Here is a 20,259-nt window from a genome sequence, read left to right on the forward strand (position 1 = left end):
TTGGGGCTTGGGTTGGGGCAGGCTTCAGTGGTGATTGTGCATACTAAAAAGCCCGGATGAGTCTCCGGGCTTTCAGTGTAGGTGATGCGGTGGGTCAGTAGCCCTGATCCAGGCTAAAACTCAGGTTGTCGATCAGCCGGGTGTTACCCAGGTAGGCCGCCACCAGCACCACCAGCTCGCGGTCACCAGGGCTGACCGCACGCAGGCTCTGGGCTTCGCGCACTTCCAGGTAATCGGCGCGCAGACCAGCAGCGACGTGCTCCTGCTGTGCCGCAGCGATCAGCTTGGGCAGGTCGCGTTCACCGCTCTGGATGGCTTGGGCGATCTGCTGCAGCGAGCGGTAGAGCACGGCGGCGGTCTCGCGCTGCGCATCGCTCAGGTAGCCATTACGCGAGGACAGCGCCAGGCCACTCTCAGCGCGTACCGTCGGCTCGCCGATGATCTGGATCGGCATGTTCAGGTCGCGCACCATCGTGCGGATCACCGCCAGTTGCTGGAAGTCCTTCTGGCCGAACACGGCGATATCCGGCTGCACCATGTTGAACAGCTTGGTAACCACCGTGGCCACACCTTCGAAGTGCCCCGGGCGGCTGGCGCCACACAGGCCCTCGGACACACCGGGCACGCTGACGCGCGTCTGCTCGCCCATGCCGCCGGGGTACATTTCCTCGACATCCGGGTGGAACAGCAGATGGCAGCCCGCTTCGGTCAGACGCTGCTGGTCGGCCTGCAGAGTGCGTGGGTATTTGTCGAGATCTTCGGCGGGGCCGAACTGCATCGGGTTGACGAAGATGCTGGCGACCACCAAGTCGGCGCACTGCGCGGCTTTTTCCACCAGCGCGGCATGGCCGGCGTGCAGGTTGCCCATGGTCGGCACCAGGGCGATCTGCTTGCCTTGCTTGCGAGCTTCGGCGACGGCGGCGCGCAGCTCGCGCACGGTCTTGACGGTGTTCATGCGGAGAATCCGTGCTCGGCAGCGGGGAAGCTGACTGCTTTCACTTCTTTCACGTAGGCGGCGAGGGCATCCTGGATGCTCGGCTGACCGTGCATGAAGTTCTTCACGAACTTGGCCACCCGGCCGCTCAGCGACAGGCCGAGCATGTCGTGCAGCACCAGTACCTGGCCGTCGGTATCCGGGCCTGCGCCGATGCCGATCACCGGCACTTTCACTGCGCGGCTGATCTCGCCAGCGAGGTCGCTCGGCACGCATTCGAGCAGCAGCATGGCCGCGCCGGCCTGCTCCAGAGCGATGGCGTCGGCGACCATCTGGCGCGCCTGGTTGTGTTCGCGGCCCTGCACCTTGTAACCGCCGAGGATATTCACCGCCTGGGGCGTCAGGCCCATGTGCGCGCACACCGGCACGCCACGTTCGGCCAGTTTGGTGATCGACTCGGCCAGCCAGGCGGCGCCTTCGACCTTGACCATGTGAGCGCCGGCCTGCATCAGCAGCCCGGCGTTGTGCAGGGTCTGCTCGACGGTGGCGTTGGCCATGAACGGCAGGTCGGCGACGATCATCGCGCCGGCATTGCCGCGTTTGACGCTGGCGGTGTGGTAGACGGTATCGGCCATGCTCACCGGCAGGGTGCTGTCGTGCCCCTGCAGCACCATGCCCAGCGAGTCGCCGATCAGCAGCACTTCGACGCCGGCCTTGCTGCAGGCGTCGGCGAAGGTGGCGTCGTAACAGGTCAGCATGGTGATTTTCTCACCCTTCTGCTTGAGCGCTCGCAGGGTGGTCAGGGTTACATCAGGCATGAAGGTATCCTCACTCGGAACCTGTGCGGGCCTGTTGGGCAGGCTCTCGTGGCGCAGGTTCACGTTGGCATCGAAGGGGCAGCAATACTGCTTCAATGTGGCCCCGGTGGGGGCAATGGGTGGCTATAGTCCCGATGGCAGGGGCGCAAGTCAATCGAATGTGTTACCGCGCTGTTACGCCGTTACCGCAGGCGTGTGCCCAGCGTATCAGGGCTGTAAACGCTCCAGACCTTCGAACGGGCAGGCCGCCAGCAGTTCGCTGAGATGGCGGCCGTCGGGCAGTTGCAGCCCGTCGGCAAGTTCCGCCAGCGGGTACAGCACGAAGGCACGGGCGTGCATGTGATAGTGCGGCACGCGCAGGCGCGGCTCGTCGATCAGCCGTTGGCCGAACAGCAGGATGTCCAGATCCAGGGTGCGTGGTCCCCAGCGCTCATGGCGTTCGCGGCCCTGGTCCAGCTCGATGGCCTGCAGGGCGTCGAGCAGCTGCAGTGGCTCTAGCCCTGTCTCCAGTGCAGCGACGGCGTTGGTATAGCGGGGCTGGCCAGGCAGCAGCGAATCGCTGACATAGAAGGAGGAGACCGCAGCCAGACGAGTGTCTGGCAATTGCTCCAGGGCCACCAGGGCCTGGCGCAGCTGTTCGGCGGGCTCGGCCAGGTTGCTACCCAGGCCGATATAGACGCGTTCCATCACTTACTCGCCGGCGCCGCCGTTCTGCGGCGCGCGCTTGCGCTTGCCGCCACCGCTGCGGCGACGCTTGCGCGGCGCGCTGCCAGGCTCGTCCTTGCTGGACAGATTGCGGATCATCACCCGGCGATCACTGTCGCTGGCGTCCTGATACTCGGTCCACCAGTCGCCCAGGCCGCCGGTTTCCTCGCCGGCGCTCTCGCGCAGCAGCAGGAAGTCGTAACCGGCGCGGAAGCGGGGGTTCTCCAGCAACAGATCGGCGCGCTTGCCGCTGCGGCGGGGCAGACGTTCCTGCATGTCCCAGATTTCGCGGATCGGCATGGTGAAGCGCTTGGGAACGGCGATGCGCTGGCACTGCTCGGCGATCAGTTCGTGGGCGGCTTCCTGCATGGCAGGAATGGCCGGCATGCCGCGCTCCTGCAGGCGAATCACCCGGGCCGGCAAAGCGGGCCAGAGCAGAGCGGCGAACAGGAAGGCAGGGGTGACTGGTTTGCCCTGATGGATGCGCAGGTCGGTGTTGTCCAGCGCGTTGCGGATCAGGGTGTCGGTGTATTCGGGGTTCTGCCGCAGCGCCGCGGCGCTGGCCGGGAACAGCTGGCCGAACAGGCCATAGTCGACTAGCAGATCGTAGGTGTAGATGGCGTAGCCGCTGAGGAACAGCTTGAGCACTTCATCGAACAGGCGCGCGGCCGGGATACCGCCCAGCAGGTGCGCCAGGTCGTGGATCGGGTCGGCGCTGTGCTTCTCGATGTCGAAGTCCAGTTTGGCGGCGAAACGCACGGCGCGCAGCATGCGCACCGGGTCTTCCTGGTAACGCTGAGTCGGGTTGCCGATCAGCCGTACCAGGTTGTTGCGGATGTCGTGCATGCCGTTGGCGTAGTCGAGAATCCGCTCGGAAACCGGGTCGTAGTAAAGCGCGTTGATGGTGAAGTCACGGCGCTGGGCGTCGTCTTCCAGGGTGCCGTACACGTTGTCGCGCAGGATTCGGCCGCTCTCGTTGCGCGAAGACTGGTTGCTGTTCTCTTCCTCGTCGCCTTCCGGGTGATTGGCACGGAAGGTCGCGGTTTCGATGATCTCGCGGCCGAAGTGCACGTGCACCAGCTTGAAGCGGCGACCGATTACCCGCGCATTGCGGAACTCGGCCCGCACCTGCTCCGGCGTGGCGCTAGTGGCGACGTCGAAATCCTTGGGCTCGATGCCCAGCAGCAGGTCGCGCACGCAGCCACCAACCAGATAAGCCTCGTAGCCGGCGTTCTGCAGACGCTCGACCACGCTGATGGCGTGGCGGCTGATCTGCCCGCGCTGGATCGGGTGCTGGTTGTTGTTCAGCACGTGCGGCGTGCTGTGAGGCTGGTGCGCACGGCGCAGCGGCGAGCGGAAGGACTTGAACAGCTTTTTCAGCATGGAGGGCACTGTATGGCGAATTGAGCGGCCAGAATAATGTAAAGGCGCAGAAATAGCGCGGATTCTAGCATCAGGTGACTTAGGGGCGTAAGCGGGGTGGCGGGCAGGCCGGGGCGGGAAACGACAAGGGGAGCCGAAGCTCCCCTTAAGTAGTGCGTTACGTCGTTCTTGTTATGCAGGCTGTTGTTCTTGTTGGGGTGCCTGTTCCGGATCAGGTCCGGAGTACCTCCCGAGTGGGAGCAAGAGCGAACGGATTATTTTGGATGCTGACGCTACCTCAGGCCCTGATCCTCACCCGTGGGTGCTGACCGTCGACATTTATTGTTGTTGTCTGTCTGGCTGTGGTGCCGAGAGGCGATCCTCTCCAAAATAATCAGTTAGCTGCGCCTTCTGCGATCTTGTTCTTATTGTGCTGAAGCCGTTACGTCTTATTTTTATTATCGTGGGTCATACTTGTTATTGTTGTTGTGCCAGAGATAAAGCATTCGGCGTGCCAGTTTTTATTTTTTCCTTTAAAAACAATGGCTTGAGATTTTCGACTGTTTGCCGGGCAAAAAAAAGCCGGGATTCCGTTACCGTAAACCCCGGCTTTGTTACGTGTTGTCATGATCGGCGGTAACACCCGCCCTAGAGCGTGCACGGCACTCTACTCGCTGGCCGCGCCCGACTTGCGACGTGGGATGCCCAGGCGCTGACGGCGCTCCCACAGGCACTTGCGGCTGATGCCCAGTTTGCGGGCCAGCTCGGTCTCGGTCATGTGGTCCTGATGCTCGAGGACGAAGTGCTGGAAGTAGTCTTCCAGTGACAGGTCTTCGTTGGGATCCTGGCTGGTTGCATTCACCGCGGCGCTTTGCGTCGCCAGGCCCATGAACACGTCCTCGTCCAGATCCTCCAGCTCGATGTCGATGCCCAGCAGGTCGGCGTTGATGGTGCTGCCGTCGCAGAGGATCACCGAACGCTCGATGGCGTTCTCCAGCTCACGCACGTTGCCTGGCCAGCTGTAATGGTGGATGGCCTGCTCGGCATCCGGGCCGAAGTGCAGGTCGCTGCGGCCCATGCGCGCCGACTGGCGGGCCAGGAAGGCGCGGGCGATTTCCAGTACGTCGGCGCCGCGTTCGCGCAACGGCGGCAGCTTCAGGGCGATGACGTGCAGGCGGTAATAAAGGTCTTCCCGGAACTGGCCGGTTTTCGACAGGGTTTTCAGGTCGCGGTGGGTCGCGGCGATCAGGCGCACATCGACCTTTTGCGATTGCACCGAGCCGACCCGGCGGATCTCGCCCTCCTGCAACACGCGCAGCAGGCGCGCCTGGGCTTCCAGGGGCAGTTCGCCGATCTCGTCGAGAAACAGCGTGCCGCCGTCGGCCGCTTCCACCAGGCCGGCGCGGCTGGCGCTGGCCCCGGTGAAGGCGCCTTTCTCGTGGCCGAACAGCTCGGACTCGATCAGGGTTTCCGGAATCGCTGCGCAGTTGACCGAAATCAGCGGCGCCTTGGCGCGCTTGGAGAGGTTGTGCAGGGCACGGGCGACCAGTTCCTTGCCGGTGCCGGACTCGCCCTGCACCAGCACGTTGGAGTCGGTGGGCGCGACTTTGCGGATCTTGCTGTACAGCTCCAGCATGGCCGGGCTGGAGCCGATGATGCCGATCTCGCCGGTGGCGGCCTTATCGGCTTTCTCGGCGCTGCGTGCCGTGGCCGGCGTGCCGGCAGCCTGATTGCGCGCCTCGCGGTCACGCAGGATGCGCGCCACGGCCTGGAGCATTTCGTCGTGGTCGAAGGGTTTGGCGATGTAGTCGACGGCGCCCATTTTCATCGAGTCGACCGCCGAGCGCAGACTCGCATAGCTGGTCATGATCAGCACCGGGGCACCCTGGGCCAGCTTGATCAGCTCGGTGCCGGGAGCGCCTGGTAGACGCAGATCGCTGACCACCAGATCGAAGCCGGGAATGTCGAAACGTTCCTGGGCTTCCTGTACCGAACCGGCCTCGCTGACCTGGTACTGGTTGCGTTCGAGCAGTCGACGCAGGGCGGAGCGGATAATGGTTTCGTCTTCGACGATCAGGATATGAGGCATGTAAACGAATTCTCTCGACGGTCTCCGAACCTGCTTCCTGGGGCTACAGCCAAACTGGGCCGCGCGCATCCCAGGAATGCGGTTCTTCGGAATTTAGTTCGCCAGTGGCATGGCCTCGATGTGCCGCGGCAGCGTCACCCGGATGCGGGTGCCACGTTGCTGCTCGGGGTCGATCGGGCTGTCGATTGTTATCTGGCCATAATGCTCTTCCACGATGGAATAGACCAGCGCGAGGCCGAGTCCGGTTCCTTTTCCGGGGTCCTTGGTAGTGAAGAATGGCTCGAACAGCCGGTCCATCACGCCCTTTGGAATTCCGCTGCCTTCGTCCTCGACGATCAGGTCGACAGTGTGTTCCGAAGCCTCGCTGCGCACGCGGATCGCGCCGCCAGCAGGCGAGGCGTCGCGAGCGTTGCTGAGCAGGTTGATCAGCACCTGGGCCAGGCGCTGTGGGTCGCCTCCGGCGCGGTGCGCGGGGTCGCACAGGTTGAAGAACTGCACGTCGACGCTGCGCCGATTGAGCGCCAGAAGACCGATGGCTTCCTGAGCGACTTCGGCCAGGCACACCGGCTCGTCGGCCTGCTGGTGGTTGCCGGAGTGGGCGAAGTTCATCAGCGAGTGAACGATACGTGTGACCCGCTTGGTCTGCTCGAGAATCTGCCCGCTGATTTCGGTCAGTTCCGGATCGCTTTCCCGTTCCTCGCGCAGGTTCTGCGCCAGGCAGGCGATGCCGGTGATCGGGTTGCCTATCTCGTGGGCCACCCCGGCGGCCAGGCGGCCGATGCTGGCCAGGCGCTCTGAATGCACCAGCTTGTCTTCGAGCATCTGCGTGTCGGTCAGGTCCTCGACCAGCAGCACCAGGCCGCTGTTACCGGGTGCCAGGGGCTCGTCGATGGCCGCCTTGTGCAGGTTCAGCCAGCGGGTCTGGCCATCGAGGGCCAGGCGCTGTTTGTGCAGGTGTTCGTCCGGATTTTCGATGAAGCTTTGCAGCAGTTCGCGCCAGGGCTCGGCGAGGGTTGACAGCCGCGAGCCGACGATGCGCTGGGCGGGAATCTCGGTGAGTTCCTCCATGGCCTTGTTCCACATCAGGATTTCGTGATCCTTGGCCAGCGAGCAGACGCCCATGGGCAGTTCCTGCAGGGTCTGGCGGTGGTAGCGGCGCAGGGCATCGAGCTCGGCGGCCAGGCCTGTGAGGCGCGAGTGGTAATCCTCCAGGCGGCTCTCGATGAAGTGGATGTCCTCGGTCACGTAGCCTTCGCTGCCGGACTTGTAGGGCAGGAAGGATTCGATGATGTCCTGGGCGACGCTGGGGCCCATCAGCCCGGACAGGTTGGCCTCCAGGCGGTCGCGCAGACGGCGTAGGGCGTAGGGGCGGCTTTCGTCGAAGGGCAGGTGCAGGTCGCGCAGGGCCTGTTCGACCTCGCGCTGGGCGGTCTTGGCGCCGAGCGGCTTGGCCAGCTGGGCGGCGAATTCCTGGGGCGACAGGGCCAGCAGCTCGCGGCGTTGCGGGCGGCGCACGTTGTCTACCGCGCAGGCTTCGGCGGCGCTGTCTTCCTCGGGGCTGGAGTCGGTGAACACCGAAACCAGAGTGAACACCAGCACGTTGATGGCCAGCGAGGCGATGGCTGCCATGTGCCAGCTGCTGTCGTCGAGCACGTAGACCAGATCCAGCACCGGCACGTACAGGCCGGGCAGGGTGCCGATCAGCGGCAGCAGCATGCTCACCGACCACACCGCGATGCCAGCCAGCAAGCCGGCGATAAAACCGCGGCGGTTGGCGGTCGGCCAGTACAGCACCGAGAGCACGCCGGGCAGGAACTGCAGGGTGGCGACGAAGGAGACTATGCCCAGGTTGGCCATGTCCTGCTGGGCGTCGAGCAGGGTGTAGAAGGCGTAGCTGGCCAGGATGATGGCGACGATCAGCGCGCGGCGCGTCCACTTCAGCCAACGGTAGATGTTGCCTTCGGCCGGCGGCTGGTAGAGCGGCAGCACCACGTGGTTGAGCAGCATGCCGGACAGCGCCAGGGTGGTGACGATGATCAGCCCGCTGGAGGCCGACAGACCGCCGATGTAGGCGATCAGCACCAGCGCCGGGCTCTCCACTGCCAAGCCCAGGCCCAGGGTGAAATACTCCGGGCTGGTGGTCGAGCCCAGGCGCAGCCCGGCCCACAGCACCAGCGGCACGGCCAGGCTCATCAGCAGCAGGAACAGTGGCAGGCCCCAGCTGGCGCTGACCAGCGCGCGCGGGTTGAGGTTCTCGGTAAAGGTCATGTGGTACATGTGCGGCATGACGATGGCCGAAGCGAAGAACACCAGCAGCAGGGTACGCCACGGGCCTTCCTGCAGCGGCGTATGCAGGCTGGAGAGCGCGGTCTGGTTGAGCACCAGCCATTGCTCCAGATCGCGCGGGCCGTCGAACACGGCATACAGCGCGTACAGGCCGATGGCGCCCATAGCCACCAGCTTGACCACCGACTCGAAGGCGATGGCGAACACTAGGCCTTCGTGCTTCTCCCGAGTGGCCAGATGGCGCGCGCCGAACAGAATGGTCACCAGGATGAACAGCCCGCAGAACGCCAGGGCGATCTGTGGCTGCACCGTCTCACGGGTGAGGATGCCGATGGCGTCGGTCACCGCCTGGATTTGCAGGGCCAGCAGCGGCAGCACGGCGACCAGCATGCACAGGGTGCTCAGCGCACCGGCCCAGGTGCTGCGAAAGCGGAAGGCGAACAGGTCGGCCAGCGACGACAGCTGATAGGTGCGGGTAATGCGCAGGATCGGGTAGAGCAGGACCGGGGCGAGCAGAAAGGCGCCGGTCACGCCCAGGTAGCTGGCCAGAAAGCCATAACCGTACTGATAGGCCAGACCGACGCTGCCATAGAAGGCCCAGGCGCTGGCGTACACGCCCAGCGACAGGGTGTAGGTCAGCGGGTGACGGATGAAACGACGCGGGATCAGCCCACGGTCGGCGCACCAGGCGACCGCGAAGAGGACCAGCAGGTAGGCGGCGCTGATCAGCATCAGCCCGCTGAGGCTAAAGCTCATCGGCATTCTCGGCTTGGCGCGTCAGGGGAGGCGGCGGGTTGGCGCATGGGCTCAGAGCTCGTCAGCATCGCGCTGGCTCTGCAGGACGAAGGTCACCACGATGAGGATCAGCCACAGCATGTAGGGGCGGTACCAGGCACCGTTGGGGTCGATCCACCAGTCCATGATGGCAGGCGAGAACAGGTAGATGCCGACTACCAGAATCAGAACCAATCGATAGATATACATGCCGCGTCTCGCTACTGAGTGTGGCGATGGTAACGGAAGCGCGGGGCGCTGGCGAAGGGGCATCGTTCGGCTGGCGCGTGGCGCAGCGCTGGCGCATATCTTGCTGGCTGATCAATGCCCATAGCGGCTACGCTTTTACCGCGCGTGGCGTTGCCGCGCCATCTACGCACTGCATTGGAATCTTCATGCCTGATCTGCTTGCCGGATACCTGCCTGACGGGGCGGCCTACGACGAACTGCTCGACCGCCAGGGGCAGGTGCGCCCGCACTGGCGGCCGGTGCTGAGCCAGCTGCGCCGCAACACGCCCGCGCAGTTGCAGCAGCGCCAGGCAATGGTGACCCGGCAGATCCAGGCCAACGGTGTTACCTACAACGTTTATGCCGATCCCGATGGCGCCGACCGCCCCTGGGAACTGGACCTGTTGCCAAACCTGATACCGGCGGCCGAATGGCAGACCATCGCCGCCGGCGTGGCACAGCGCGCGGGCCTACTCAACAAGGTGCTGGCTGATCTCTACGGCCCCCAGCATTTGCTGGCTGAAGGGCTGCTGCCGCCGGAACTGGTGTTCGGGCACGAGAGTTTTCTGTGGCCGTGCCAGGGCGTGCAGCCGCCTGGAAGCACTTTTCTGCATCTGTATGCGGTGGACCTGGCCCGTTCGGCAGACGGTCGCTGGCAGGTGGTCGCCGATCGCACCCAGGCGCCGGCCGGTGCCGGCTTCGCCTTGGAGAACCGGCAGATCATTTCGCGGGCCTTTCCCGAGCTGTACCGCGATCTTGGCGTGCAGCACCTGGCCGGTTTCTTCCGCACTCTGCAGGATACTCTGACCAGCCAGGCGCCGGCCGGTAACGACACGCCGCTGGTGGTGGTGCTGACCGCCGGGCGTTTCAACGAAAGCTACTTCGAGCACCTGTACCTGGCGCGCCAGCTCGGCTACCCACTGGTGGAAGGCAGCGACCTGACCGTGCGCGACGCCACGCTCTACCTCAAGACCCTTGCCGGCTTGCAACGCGTGCATGCGATGTTGCGTCGGCTGGATGATGATTTCTGCGATCCCCTGGAGCTGCGCAGCGATTCGGCGCTCGGCGTGCCCGGGCTGCTGGAAGTGGTACGCCAGGGGCGCGTGCTGGTGGCCAATGCCCTGGGCTCCGGCCTGCTGGAGTCGCCCGGGTTGAGCGGCTTTCTGCCGGCGGTCAGCGAGCGTTTGCTCGGCGAGCCGCTGCTGTTGCCTGGCATCGACAGTGCCTGGTGCGGCGAGCCGCCGGTGCTGGCCAAGGTGCTGGAAGACTTGCCGAATTGGTTGATCCGGCCCTATTCAGCAGCCCAGCGCTTGGCGCAGGGCCGCAATCCCGATGCCGAGCACCTGCGCCAGCAACCGGAGGCCTACGTTGCCCAGGCTTCCGTGCAGCTGTCCCGGGCACCGGTGTGGTTCGGTGAGGCCGGTGTGCAGCCACGTGTCATCGGCATGCGCGTGTTCGCCGTGGCCAGTGGCGACGGCTACCGGGTGATGCCAGGCGGCCTGACCCGTGCGGCCGTGGCAGGCGCAACCGACGTGATGTCCATGCAAAGTGGCGGCGTCAGCAAGGACACCTGGGTGCTCGGCGAGCGCCAGGCGCCGGGTGAGCAATGGCAGGGCACGCGGGCTCTGGGCGCTGCCGATCTGGTGCGCAGCGACCCCTACCTGCCCTCTCGGGTGGTGGAAAACCTGTTCTGGTTCGGGCGCTACAGCGAGCGCTGCGAGGACAACGCGCGGCTGTTGCGCATCATGTTGGCGCGTTACGTCGAAGACGATGATGACCCGCGGGCACTGCAGGCCATGTTCGCACTCGCCGAGACGCTCGGCACCTTGCCCGATGAGGCCCATGGCAGCCTGGAGGCGCGTTTGCGCGAAGCACTGCTCGGTAGCGAGTGGCCGGGCAGCGTGCGCGTCAACCTGCAGCGCCTGCAATGGACGGCCGGCAGCGTGCGCGGCAAGCTGTCCCAGGCCAACTGGCAGGCCATGGTCGAGCTGCAGCGCGATCTGCAGCAGCTGGAAGGCCGTGATGGCGACCTTGGCCAGCTGCTGGATGTGCTCAACCGGCTGATGATTTCCCTGGCTGCGTTATCCGGTTTCGCCCTTGACGACATGACTCGCGATGAGGGCTGGCGCTTTCTGATGATCGGTCGCTGTATCGAGCGCCTACAGTTTCTCTGCGACAGCATCGGCGGCTTCCTGCGCATCGGTACCAGTGACGACGCTGCGGCGCTGGACTGGCTGCTGGAGCTGGGCAACAGCTCGATCACCTATCGCACTCGCTATATGGCCAGCGCCCAGCTGATTCCGGTGCTCGACCTGCTGCTGCTCGATGAGCGCAACCCCCATGCCGTTCTGTATCAGCTGCGCCTGCTGCTGCGTGCCCTAAAACGCCTGGCCGAGCGCTTCGAGATGGAAGCCAATCCTGATCTGGCACAGCTCGAACGCCGTTTGAGCGCCTTCGACCTGCACAGCCTGGAAGATCCGCTGTTCGGCGCCGGCGGCGTTCGCGCGGTGCTCGACGGCCTGGCCGGGTTGCTCGCGGATATCGGTCAGGGCGCTGGCGCGGTCTCCGAGCAACTGAGCCTGCGGTTTTTTGCCCACGTGGCGGCCAGCCAGGGAACCCAGTCTTCATGAGCCGCCGTTACCAGGTGCTGCACGACACCCATTACCGCTACGCGGCGCCGGTTTCTCTGGCCCAGCAACTCGCGCATCTTTGGCCGCGGGAATGCGCCTGGCAGCGCTGCGATGCGCGGCAGCTGCTGGTCAGCCCCGAGCCCTGCCAGCGCCGCGATGGCGTCGACGTATTCGGCAATCCGCTGACCCGTCTGGCCTTCGAGCGGCCCCACGATGCGTTGCACGTGCGCGCACAACTGAGCGTCGAGGTGCTGCCGCGCAGCCCGGTCGACCTGCAGGGTTCGCCGTCCTGGAGCGCTGTGCGCCAGGCGCTGCGCTACCAGCGCCACGCCCTGTCCACCGAGATGCTGGACGCGGTGCGCTATCGATTCGCCTCGCCCTATGTGGGGCTGGATGTGGCCTTCAACGCCTTCGCGGCCGACTGCTTCGCGCCCGAGCGCCCGCTGCTCGAAGCCGTACAGGCGCTAATGCACAAGATCCATGGCGAGTTCGCCTTCGACGCCAGCGCCACCTTGGTGGCGACGCCGCTGCTGGCGGTACTCGAGCAGCGGCGCGGGGTCTGTCAGGACTTCGCTCACCTGATGCTCGCCTGCCTGCGCTCGCGTGGGCTTGCCGCCCGCTACGTCAGCGGCTACCTGCTGACCCAGCCGCCACCCGGGCAGGCGCGGCTGATCGGCGCCGATGCGTCCCACGCCTGGGTATCGGTGTATTGCCCGCACAACGGTTGGGTGGACTTCGACCCCACCAACAACCTGTTGCCGGCGCTGGAGCACATCACCCTGGCCTGGGGCCGCGATTTCGGCGATGTATCACCCCTGCGCGGGGTGATTCTCGGCGGTGGCCATCATGATCCAGTCGTTCAGGTCACGGTCACGCCGCTGTAGGGCGGGGTTCAGGCCGCGATCACGCGGAGCACGGCGACCAGCTGGAAGGCGCAGAAGAAGCCCAAGGCGATGCGCAGCGGGGTGGACAGGTTGGCGCCGAGGCTGTCGCGAAGTGGCTTGAGCATGAAACTCGGGGTCAGGGCCAGGCCGATCACCAGCGAGACCACGGCGAACATCGAAAAGAACTCGCTGCTCATCGGCGGCACGCCCGAGGCGAAACCGTACAGCAGGCAACCAATGGCCACGGCGAAAAAGGCCGCAGAAATCAGGCGCTCCTTGGGTGTCCAGGACGAAAAGTTCACGGGCAGGCTCCACAGGCGAAAACGTTGGGGCGCAGTATAAGGAATGGCGTCTGCCTGGGCAGCCGTCGGTAACAAAGTAGCGGCAGCGGGACGAACGGCGCGCTCGGCCTAAAGACCTGTTCACGATCCTTCGGCTCGACTTCGGGATGTTGGCTGCAATGTGGCGAGAGCAGCATTTCACGAACTTGTGGGAGGGGCTTTAGCCCCGAGCTCTTTGTTTGCCCTGATAAAAGACTCGAGGCTAAAGCCTCTCCCACAAAGATCCGTGCCTGCCGTACGCTTTTGCTTTTTTGCAGCCGCTTTGTGTCGCTTAAAAAGACCCTGAGCAGGTTCTAGAGAACGCCAGCCTTTTTCCAGGCCAGATAACGGTTGACCAGTTCCGGCCCCAGCTCGCCAGGACGCGCGTCGAGCACTGGCACGTTATGAGCTGCCAGGCGCTCGTGCAGGGTGTTGCGGGCGTTGAGGTAATCCACCGCGCCGCAGTAGTTCAGCGCCGATTCGTAGTCCTGCACCTGGGTGTGGCGCAGGGTGTCGAGCACGTCCTCGCGCAGGCTGGCGATCAGTACGCGATGGCGACGCTCGAGGCGCTTGACGGCGGCCAGCAGGTCTTCGTCGTCCTCGTCACGCAGGTTAGTGATCAGCACCACTAGGGCGCGGCGGCTCTGGCGTTTGAGCAGGGCGTCCACCGCGTCGCTGTAGTCGGCTGGGCGCTGGGTGCTCTGCAGGTCGTACACGGCGTTGAGCAGCACATTGACCTGGGCCTGGCCCTTGACCGGCGGCAGGTAGCGGCGGTGCTCGCTGGCGAAGGTCATCAGCCCTACGGCGTCGCCTTGGCGCAGGGCCACGTAGCTGAGCAGCAGGCTGGCGTTGAGGGCGTGGTCGAAGTGCGATAGCTCGTCGTCCTGGCTGCGCATGCGCCGGCCGCAGTCGAGCAGGAAAACAATCTGTTGGTCACGCTCATCCTGGTATTCGCGGGCAATGGGTGTGCGTTTGCGGGCGGTAGCCTTCCAGTCGATCTGCCGCAGCGTGTCGCCTTCACAAAATTCACGCAGCTGGTGAAATTCTTGACCCAGGCCGCGACGCTGGCGCTGGCGCACGCCCAACTGGCTGATCCAGTCGTCCACGGCCATCAGCTGAGCGCCGTACAGGCGGGCGAAGTCCGGATAGACGCGGGTTTCGTCGCGCATCTCTAGGTTGCGGCGCGACTGCCACAGGCGCAACGGGCTCGGCAGGCTGACTTCGCAGCGCGGCAGCACGAAGTGGCCGCGCACCAGCGGGCGCACGCGGTAGCTGAAGCTGGTGCGTTCGCCAGGGCGCAGCTCGACCTGCTGGGGCATGTGCTCGACGGCCATGTCCTGGGGCGTGTGATCGAATATCTCGATGTACAGGCCGCTGCTGTAACTATGCTCGGCGCTCAGGCGCACGTCGCTCCAGCGGCCCAGCGGCAGATTGCCCGGCAACTGGCGGGACAGGCGCGGCGAGGGCAGGCGGGACAGACGCAGGGCGTCGACCAGCGCCACGCCGGCGAGCAGCAGCAATGCGCCCCACCACAGGGTGGTGAGTCGCTCGGGCACGGCCACCGACAGCGCGTCCAGGGCGCCGAGCACGATGGCGACCACGAGCAGCCCGGCCAGCAGGCGCAGCAGGGTGGAGGAGGGCTTCATGCCGCTTTATCCCGGTTCGAGTCTGTCATAGACGGGGCGCAGGCACCTGGTCGAGCAGCTGCAGCAGAACCTGATCGACCGACAGCCCTTCGATGCCCAGCTCCGGCGACAGGCGCACACGGTGACGCAGCACCGCCAGGGCGCAGCCCTTGATGTCGTCGGGCAGCACGAAATCGCCGCCGCGCAGGAGAGCGCGGGCACGGGCGCCGCGCACCAGGGCGATGGATGCCCGCGGGCCGGCGCCGATGGCCAGGCCCGGCCAGCTGCGCGTGGCGCGGGCCAGGCGCACGGCATAGTCGAGCACATGGTCGTCGAGGGGCAGGTCGCTGGCGATCTTCTGCATGATCAGCACGTCCTTGGCCTGCAACAGGGTGCGCAGCGGCGTGACCTCGAGCATGTCGGCCTTCGCCGAGCGGGTGACCTGGCGCACCATGTTCAGCTCTTCGTCCTGCTCGGGGTAATCCATGTGCAGCTTGAGCATGAAACGGTCGAGCTCGGCTTCGGGCAGCGGGTAGGTGCCTTCCTGCTCGATGGGGTTCTGGGTGGCCAGCACCATGAACGGCAGCGGCACCGCCAGCGGGCGACCTTCCAGGGTCACCTGGCGCTCCTGCATGACTTCCAGCAGCGCGGCCTGGGTCTTGGCCGGCGCGCGGTTGATCTCGTCGGCGAGCAGCAGGTTGGTGAAGATCGGCCCCTTGCGCAGCTTGAACTGCTCGCTCTGCAGGTCGTACACCGCGTGGCCGGTGATGTCGCTGGGCATCAGGTCCGGGGTGAACTGGATGCGCGCGAACTCGCCGCCGAAGCAGCGCGCCAGGGCGCGCACCAGTAGAGTCTTGCCGAGGCCGGGCACACCTTCGAGCAGCACGTGGCCGCCAGCGATCAGCGCGGTGAGCACGTCGTCGATCACCGCCGTCTGGCCGATCACCGCCTTCTGCAGTTCCTGGCGCAGGCCCTGAGCCAGTTGGCTGGCGCGCTGGCGCTGCTGGGCGATGTTGCCGGCCGAGGGCGCGGCGGCCGGCGCCGCGGTGGATTCGCCGATCGGGCTGCTCGGCTGGTCAGGCGTATTTTCGCTCATAGGGCATTCCTGAGTGTTTGCAGGTGGGCGACCTGGCGGGTGAAGTAGCTGGCGGACAGGCGTTTCTCGCCCAGGGGGCGCATGGCCTGGCTGATGATGGTGGAAGGCTGACGGCTGAGGCGGCCAAGAATCTGCCACTGGTCGGCCACGGCCAGGCGCTCGAAACCGGGGTGGCGACGGCGGGCGCGACGCAGGATGTCCTGCTGCAGGTTGCCGAGCAGACGTTGCTGGCCGCTCTGGCGCAGCAGGAAATCGGCGGCGGCGCGCAGGTGTTCCTGCAGCTGCCGGCGGCTGACCGGTTGCGGTTGCAGCAGCGGCCCGCGGCGCTGGCCGACGTGCCACAGGGTCAGCACCAGCAGCAGCACCAGGGCCAGCAGGGCCGGGGCGAAATGGCGTTGCAGCAGGGCCAGCAGGCTGTCGCGGTCGGCGTTGTAGACCAGGGTCACGGCGCTATCCTGGCTGAGGTACCAGAGCAGCCAGGCGTTGTCGTAGTTGCTGAGGTTCTCGTTCTGCCAGACCCAGGCATCGCTGACGATGCTGATCAGCCCGTCGCCGTGATAGATCTGCAGCAGATGCGTGGCTTCGCCGCTGTTGGCCCAGACGTGGGCCAGGTTATTGGCATCGTAGAGGTGAAAGTCGGTATCGAAGTCGATGTAGGCCGGTGCCTGCTCGTTTTCCAGGTACAGCTTGGTCAGATAGGGGTAGGCGTCCTTCGGCTGTTCTTCACCGTCTTCGCTCGCCGGCTCCTGATCGTCGGTGGCCTCGCCGCTTGCTTGCTCGGCTTCTTCCTCGTCGAGTTTCTCGACCGGGTATTGCTGCACGTTCAGCTTGTCGAGGAGCAAGTCGCCGCTCTTGCCCTGTTCCTCGTCCCACATGCGCTCGGCAACGAACAGCAAGTGGCCGCCGCGGGCCGTCCATTCCAGCAGGCGCTCGTTCTGGCGTGGCGTCAGGTTGCTGCGGTTGGCGAGCAGCAGCAGGGTGTGGCCGCGACTCGGCAAGGTGTCGAGGCCGGCCAGGTTGTCGGCGCGGGCAACCTCGATGCCCTGCTTGCGCAGGAACTGTTCGGCGGCCAGATAGGGATTGGCGCGGGCCTCGGGTGACGGGCCGTGGGTGACCACTTCCTCGTAGGATTCGGCGCGTTGCAGCAGGAAATTGCCGAGCAGGCCAAGAATCAGCACCAGCAGAACGAGCAGGCCGATACGCAGGGAGCGGCTCATGGGCGACCTCGCTGTTCGACCAGGCGGCGCCAGTCATTGCACAGCACCGGGCACAGCGCGGTTGGCGGCAGGCGATGGCCGTAAGCGAGGTTCTGCCAGTGGCGCGTCAGGGTGTGGCTGAAGTTGCTCAGTTCCGGGTCGTCGAGACCATCGACCAGCGGCAGCACTTCGGCTTCGGTGTGGGAGCTCTTGAGCGGCAACTTGTGATCGTGGATCAGACAGCTGAGCAGGGCACGGTAAAGCAGGCCCAGAGCAGCGCGCGGGTCTTCAGCCCAGAGCCGCTCGGCGCTGCTGGCCACATCGTCCGGCAGGCTTTCCGGCACTACGTCCAGGCCGAATAGCTGGTCCGGCGATTCGACTTTCTTCGTACGTTTTACCCGTGTGCGGCCGACGAAGGTGCCGAGCCACTCGCGGTAGCGCCACAGCACCAGGGCGATCAGGCCGATCACCAGCGCCCACAGGGCGGCCTCGAAGAACCGGGCCAGACCTTTCAGCGCTTCCCAGCCTTCGAGCATGTCGAAGAACTTCTCCAGCTTCTCGCTGGACCCGGGCTCTGCCTTGTCCTCTTTGGCCTCGTCGCCGAAGCGCCAGCGGGTCACGGTTTCACGGTTCTCGAAGGGCGGCGAGTCGAGAATCTGCAGCGCCGCTTCCCGGGAGGCCTGGCTGGTCAGCGGCTGGGCCAGCATGCGCGGCGCTTCCGGGCCGTTGGGGTCTTCGCTGGGTAGCGGGCAACTGGCGAGCGTATCGGCTAAGGCCGGCGTCGGCGCCTGCAATGCCAGCACGCCGATGCCGAGCAGCAAGGCGTAGGCCACGCCGGTCAGGCGCTGGCGCAGGCGGCGGAAGGTCAGCTCGATATCCCAGCCTTCCAGGGCCGTGCGGCGGTTGAGGTACAGGATGAAGCCGCCAGCGACGTAGATCGGCCCCCAGAGAACCAGCAGCAGCGCATAGGCCAGGTTGGACAGGTGCTCCAGCCACAGCCACTCGCTGGTGTCGCCGTTGATCAGGCTCTGCCAGTCCCATTCGGTAGAAACCTGGGTGGGGATCAGCAGGTAGACCAGACTGCCGAGGCCGATCCACAGGGCGGTTTCCAGGTGCACGCCGACCAGAGTCAGCCAGGTAGCCGCGCCTGAGTTGCGCTGCGCCAGTACGTTGAGGCGTTGGGTACGCGCCTTGCCCTTGAGGCCTTCGAGCTGCAGCACCGGCAGGTCGAAGCTGCGCGTCGGGCTAAGGCGGCGCCAGGTCAGGCTGGCCAGCAGCTGTGGTTTCAGCAGGGCAGGGAAGGCCTTGAGTGCCTGCTTGAGTGTCGGCGTATTGCCGAACAGCGAGCGCGAGAGGATGTACAGCGGCAGCCGCTCGTAAGCCGGCTTCAGCCACCAGAACACGAACATCGCCCAGGACGGGTACTGCCACAGTAGCGCGCAGAGCACGGCGAAGATCGGCAGGGTCACTGCAGCCCAGCTGGTCATCAGTAGGCGGCGATGCTGGCGGGCCATCAGTACGCCGAGGTCGATGGCTTCCCAGGGCGTGCGCGGGCGGATCGCCACGCTGGCATCAGTCAGGCGCATGCTGCCTCCGGCCTGCTAGGCCCAGATAAGCCAGCACCAGCGTCCACAGGCCTGCGCCCACCCAGTATTTCACCGTGGGTGTGGAGAAGGTCATGGACGACCAGTAAGCCTCGATAAAGGCGGCGATCAGCAGAAACAGCGCAGCGCCGCCGAGCAGTCGGATGGCGCGGATCGCCGCCAGTCGCAGTGCTTCGCCACGGGGCAGGCGACCGGGTGCCAGCAGCGCCCAGCCGAGCTTGAGACCGGCAGCGCCGGCCAGGGCGATGGCGGTCAGTTCGAACGCACCGTGGCCGATCACGAACGACCAGAAGGTTTCGCTGTAGCCCAACTGCGTCAGGTAGCCGGCCACCGCGCCGATCATCAGGCCATTGAACAGCAGGAAGAACAGGCTGCCGACGCCGAACAGCAGACCACTGGCGAAGGTTTGGAAGGCGATGCCGATGTTGTTCATGATGTAGAAGCCGAACATCATCCAGTCATCGCCCGCATCACGCTCGCCGAAGCGGCCCAGGCGCGTGGTGTCCGGGTCGTACATGCTCTCCATCTCGCTGACGCGGGCTGGATCCATGACGCTGTAGACCAGATCTGGAAACAGGTAAACGAGAGTGCCCATCAGCGCCAGGCTACCGAAGAACAGCAGGCTGGCGATGCTCACCAGGCGCCACTCCTCGCGCACCAGACGCGGAAAGCCAGCCAGCACGAAGCCGATCAGCTGCGGGCCGATGGCGCTGCGATGGCGGTAGAACTGCTGGTGGCCACGCAGGGCCAGGTGCTGCAGTTCCTCGATCAGATGGTTGCTGTAGCCGCGGGCCCGGGCCAATGCCAGGTGCTGGCAGAGGCGGCGGTACTCGGCGGCGAAGGTGCGGCTCTTGTCCGCATCGCGGTCACCGCTTTCCAGACGCGTGAGCTGTTCGGCGAAGGCCTGCCACTGGGGCTGGTGACGGGTTTCGAAAAGGCTCTGCTTCATATCGGGCCCAACAAGCCGCGGGCGATGCCGTTGATGCGGCCTTCGGCCTGGTTGGCATCGACCTGCAGCGGCTCGGCGAGAATGCCTGCCAGCTCGGCGCGGCGCGCGGTCGACAGGCCTTCACCCCGTTCTGCGAAAGCCAGCACGGCGCGCTGCTCGGCAAAATCCAGCGCGAAAGGCGCCGGCAGCGCCTCGGCCTCGGGCAGATTCGGCCGCTCGATGGCCTGCTCGCGGTAAACCACCAGGGTGCCGGCGGCGATATCGCCGAGGCGTTTGAAGGCGCGGGTGCTCAGGCAACTGATGATGCCCAGGGTGTAGGCGAACGGCAGCAGGTCGACGAAACGCAGCAGGTTGCGGGTCAGCGAGGCCGGCCAGCTGATCGGCGTGCCATCGTCATGCACTACGCGCAGGCCGAGCAACTGTTTGCCTGGCGATCGGCCCTGGTTGAGTACCTCGAACAGCACCATGTACCACCAGGTCACCAGAAACAGAACGATGGTCGCCAGGCCCATGCCCAGCTGGCCGAACAGGCCCAGTACCAGATAGACGACGGCGAGGATGGCACCGCGGATCAGCAGGTCGATGGTAAAGGCCAGGGCACGCGGCACCAGCCCGGCAGGACGCAGCGCGAGGTCGATCCCTTCCGGGGTTTCCACCTGATAGCGCGTGTCCAGCATGGCCTGCTGGGGTCGAGAAGAAGGGATGGCTGAGGAAGGTGGCATCGTCACGTCGTAGGGAGCAAAGCCCGATGCTAGCCAG

The 20,259-nt window shown here is 65.5% G+C and carries 16 protein-coding genes; 2 read left to right on the forward strand and 14 right to left on the reverse strand.

The features are described from left to right. Window positions 1-94: 94 nt before the first annotated feature. The 7 genes from panC to BM279_RS17285 form a co-directional block, all read right to left on the reverse strand. Window positions 95-955, reverse strand: coding sequence for a pantoate--beta-alanine ligase (gene panC / locus BM279_RS17255; RefSeq protein WP_093505711.1), 861 nt, complete (start codon window positions 953-955; stop codon window positions 95-97). Continuing rightward, complete coding sequence (gene panB / locus BM279_RS17260; RefSeq protein WP_093505713.1) at window positions 952-1,752, reverse strand: 3-methyl-2-oxobutanoate hydroxymethyltransferase; 801 nt, start codon at window positions 1,750-1,752, stop codon at window positions 952-954. The genes panC and panB overlap by 4 nt, the downstream gene beginning before the upstream one ends. A gap of 207 nt (window positions 1,753-1,959) precedes the next feature. After that, window positions 1,960-2,439 carry a 2-amino-4-hydroxy-6-hydroxymethyldihydropteridine diphosphokinase gene (gene folK / locus BM279_RS17265; RefSeq protein ID WP_093505715.1) on the reverse strand — a complete coding sequence of 160 codons (480 nt, stop codon included), beginning with the start codon at window positions 2,437-2,439 and terminating at the stop codon, window positions 1,960-1,962. A 3-nt stretch (window positions 2,440-2,442) separates the two neighbouring features. Then, a complete protein-coding gene (locus tag BM279_RS17270) occupies window positions 2,443-3,840 on the reverse strand; it encodes a polynucleotide adenylyltransferase PcnB (RefSeq protein WP_093505717.1) in 1,398 nt (465 codons plus the stop codon). A 646-nt stretch (window positions 3,841-4,486) separates the two neighbouring features. Next, window positions 4,487-5,908 (reverse strand): sigma-54-dependent transcriptional regulator, encoded by a 1,422-nt coding sequence (locus BM279_RS17275; protein ID WP_093505719.1) that lies wholly within the window; start codon window positions 5,906-5,908, stop codon window positions 4,487-4,489. 93 nt (window positions 5,909-6,001) lie between these two features. After that, a complete protein-coding gene (locus tag BM279_RS17280; RefSeq protein ID WP_167363163.1) occupies window positions 6,002-8,956 on the reverse strand; it encodes a sensor histidine kinase in 2,955 nt (984 codons plus the stop codon). 45 nt (window positions 8,957-9,001) lie between these two features. Next, a complete protein-coding gene (locus BM279_RS17285) occupies window positions 9,002-9,178 on the reverse strand; it encodes a hypothetical protein (protein ID WP_013790070.1) in 177 nt (58 codons plus the stop codon). 185 nt (window positions 9,179-9,363) lie between these two features. On the opposite strand from BM279_RS17285, the gene BM279_RS17290 reads away from it, so the two are divergent. Together BM279_RS17290 and BM279_RS17295 are read left to right on the forward strand one after the other, a co-directional pair. After that, window positions 9,364-11,826 carry a circularly permuted type 2 ATP-grasp protein gene (locus tag BM279_RS17290; RefSeq protein WP_093505722.1) on the forward strand — a complete coding sequence of 821 codons (2,463 nt, stop codon included), beginning with the start codon at window positions 9,364-9,366 and terminating at the stop codon, window positions 11,824-11,826. Continuing rightward, a complete protein-coding gene (locus BM279_RS17295; protein ID WP_093505724.1) occupies window positions 11,823-12,710 on the forward strand; it encodes a transglutaminase family protein in 888 nt (295 codons plus the stop codon). Before BM279_RS17290 ends, BM279_RS17295 begins: the two co-directional genes overlap by 4 nt. Window positions 12,711-12,718: 8 nt before the next feature. On the opposite strand, the gene BM279_RS17300 is transcribed toward BM279_RS17295, so the two are convergent. From BM279_RS17300 to BM279_RS17330, 7 genes are all read right to left on the reverse strand, one after another. Next, window positions 12,719-13,012, reverse strand: a complete 294-nt coding sequence (locus tag BM279_RS17300; protein WP_093505726.1) for a hypothetical protein — start codon at window positions 13,010-13,012, stop codon at window positions 12,719-12,721. Window positions 13,013-13,344: 332 nt separating this feature from the next. After that, window positions 13,345-14,676 (reverse strand): DUF58 domain-containing protein, encoded by a 1,332-nt coding sequence (locus BM279_RS17305; RefSeq protein WP_093505728.1) that lies wholly within the window; start codon window positions 14,674-14,676, stop codon window positions 13,345-13,347. A 25-nt stretch (window positions 14,677-14,701) separates the two neighbouring features. Continuing rightward, window positions 14,702-15,751 (reverse strand): AAA family ATPase, encoded by a 1,050-nt coding sequence (locus tag BM279_RS17310; protein WP_093505731.1) that lies wholly within the window; start codon window positions 15,749-15,751, stop codon window positions 14,702-14,704. Further along, entirely contained in the window at window positions 15,748-16,968 is a 1,221-nt protein-coding gene (locus tag BM279_RS17315) for a DUF4350 domain-containing protein (RefSeq protein ID WP_093505733.1), read from the reverse strand. Before BM279_RS17315 ends, BM279_RS17310 begins: the two co-directional genes overlap by 4 nt. Further along, entirely contained in the window at window positions 16,965-18,533 is a 1,569-nt protein-coding gene (locus tag BM279_RS17320) for a DUF4129 domain-containing protein (protein WP_093505735.1), read from the reverse strand. Before BM279_RS17320 ends, BM279_RS17315 begins: the two co-directional genes overlap by 4 nt. After that, window positions 18,520-19,500: a stage II sporulation protein M gene (locus BM279_RS17325; RefSeq protein ID WP_093505737.1), complete on the reverse strand. Its 981-nt coding sequence runs from the start codon at window positions 19,498-19,500 to the stop codon at window positions 18,520-18,522. Before BM279_RS17325 ends, BM279_RS17320 begins: the two co-directional genes overlap by 14 nt. Continuing rightward, window positions 19,497-20,222, reverse strand: a complete 726-nt coding sequence (locus BM279_RS17330) for an RDD family protein (protein WP_093505739.1) — start codon at window positions 20,220-20,222, stop codon at window positions 19,497-19,499. Before BM279_RS17330 ends, BM279_RS17325 begins: the two co-directional genes overlap by 4 nt. Window positions 20,223-20,259: the final 37 nt, after the last annotated feature.

The organism is Phytopseudomonas straminea (assembly GCF_900112645.1).
GTDB lineage: Bacteria > Pseudomonadota > Gammaproteobacteria > Pseudomonadales > Pseudomonadaceae > Aquipseudomonas > Aquipseudomonas straminea.

What these genes read in the sequence shown, in the direction of transcription:
- panC (WP_093505711.1), bottom strand. Translation starts at nt 955, where the DNA reads ATGAACACCGTCAAGACCGTGCGCGAGCTGCGCGCCGCCGTCGCCGAA.
- panB (WP_093505713.1), bottom strand. Translation starts at nt 1,752, where the DNA reads ATGCCTGATGTAACCCTGACCACCCTGCGAGCGCTCAAGCAGAAGGGT.
- folK (WP_093505715.1), bottom strand. Translation starts at nt 2,439, where the DNA reads ATGGAACGCGTCTATATCGGCCTGGGTAGCAACCTGGCCGAGCCCGCC.
- BM279_RS17270 (WP_093505717.1), bottom strand. Translation starts at nt 3,840, where the DNA reads ATGCTGAAAAAGCTGTTCAAGTCCTTCCGCTCGCCGCTGCGCCGTGCG.
- BM279_RS17275 (WP_093505719.1), bottom strand. Translation starts at nt 5,908, where the DNA reads ATGCCTCATATCCTGATCGTCGAAGACGAAACCATTATCCGCTCCGCC.
- BM279_RS17280 (WP_167363163.1), bottom strand. Translation starts at nt 8,956, where the DNA reads ATGCCGATGAGCTTTAGCCTCAGCGGGCTGATGCTGATCAGCGCCGCC.
- BM279_RS17285 (WP_013790070.1), bottom strand. Translation starts at nt 9,178, where the DNA reads ATGTATATCTATCGATTGGTTCTGATTCTGGTAGTCGGCATCTACCTG.
- BM279_RS17290 (WP_093505722.1), top strand. Translation starts at nt 9,364, where the DNA reads ATGCCTGATCTGCTTGCCGGATACCTGCCTGACGGGGCGGCCTACGAC.
- BM279_RS17295 (WP_093505724.1), top strand. Translation starts at nt 11,823, where the DNA reads ATGAGCCGCCGTTACCAGGTGCTGCACGACACCCATTACCGCTACGCG.
- BM279_RS17305 (WP_093505728.1), bottom strand. Translation starts at nt 14,676, where the DNA reads ATGAAGCCCTCCTCCACCCTGCTGCGCCTGCTGGCCGGGCTGCTCGTG.
- BM279_RS17310 (WP_093505731.1), bottom strand. Translation starts at nt 15,751, where the DNA reads ATGAGCGAAAATACGCCTGACCAGCCGAGCAGCCCGATCGGCGAATCC.
- BM279_RS17315 (WP_093505733.1), bottom strand. Translation starts at nt 16,968, where the DNA reads ATGAGCCGCTCCCTGCGTATCGGCCTGCTCGTTCTGCTGGTGCTGATT.
- BM279_RS17320 (WP_093505735.1), bottom strand. Translation starts at nt 18,533, where the DNA reads ATGCGCCTGACTGATGCCAGCGTGGCGATCCGCCCGCGCACGCCCTGG.
- BM279_RS17325 (WP_093505737.1), bottom strand. Translation starts at nt 19,500, where the DNA reads ATGAAGCAGAGCCTTTTCGAAACCCGTCACCAGCCCCAGTGGCAGGCC.
- BM279_RS17330 (WP_093505739.1), bottom strand. Translation starts at nt 20,222, where the DNA reads ATGCCACCTTCCTCAGCCATCCCTTCTTCTCGACCCCAGCAGGCCATG.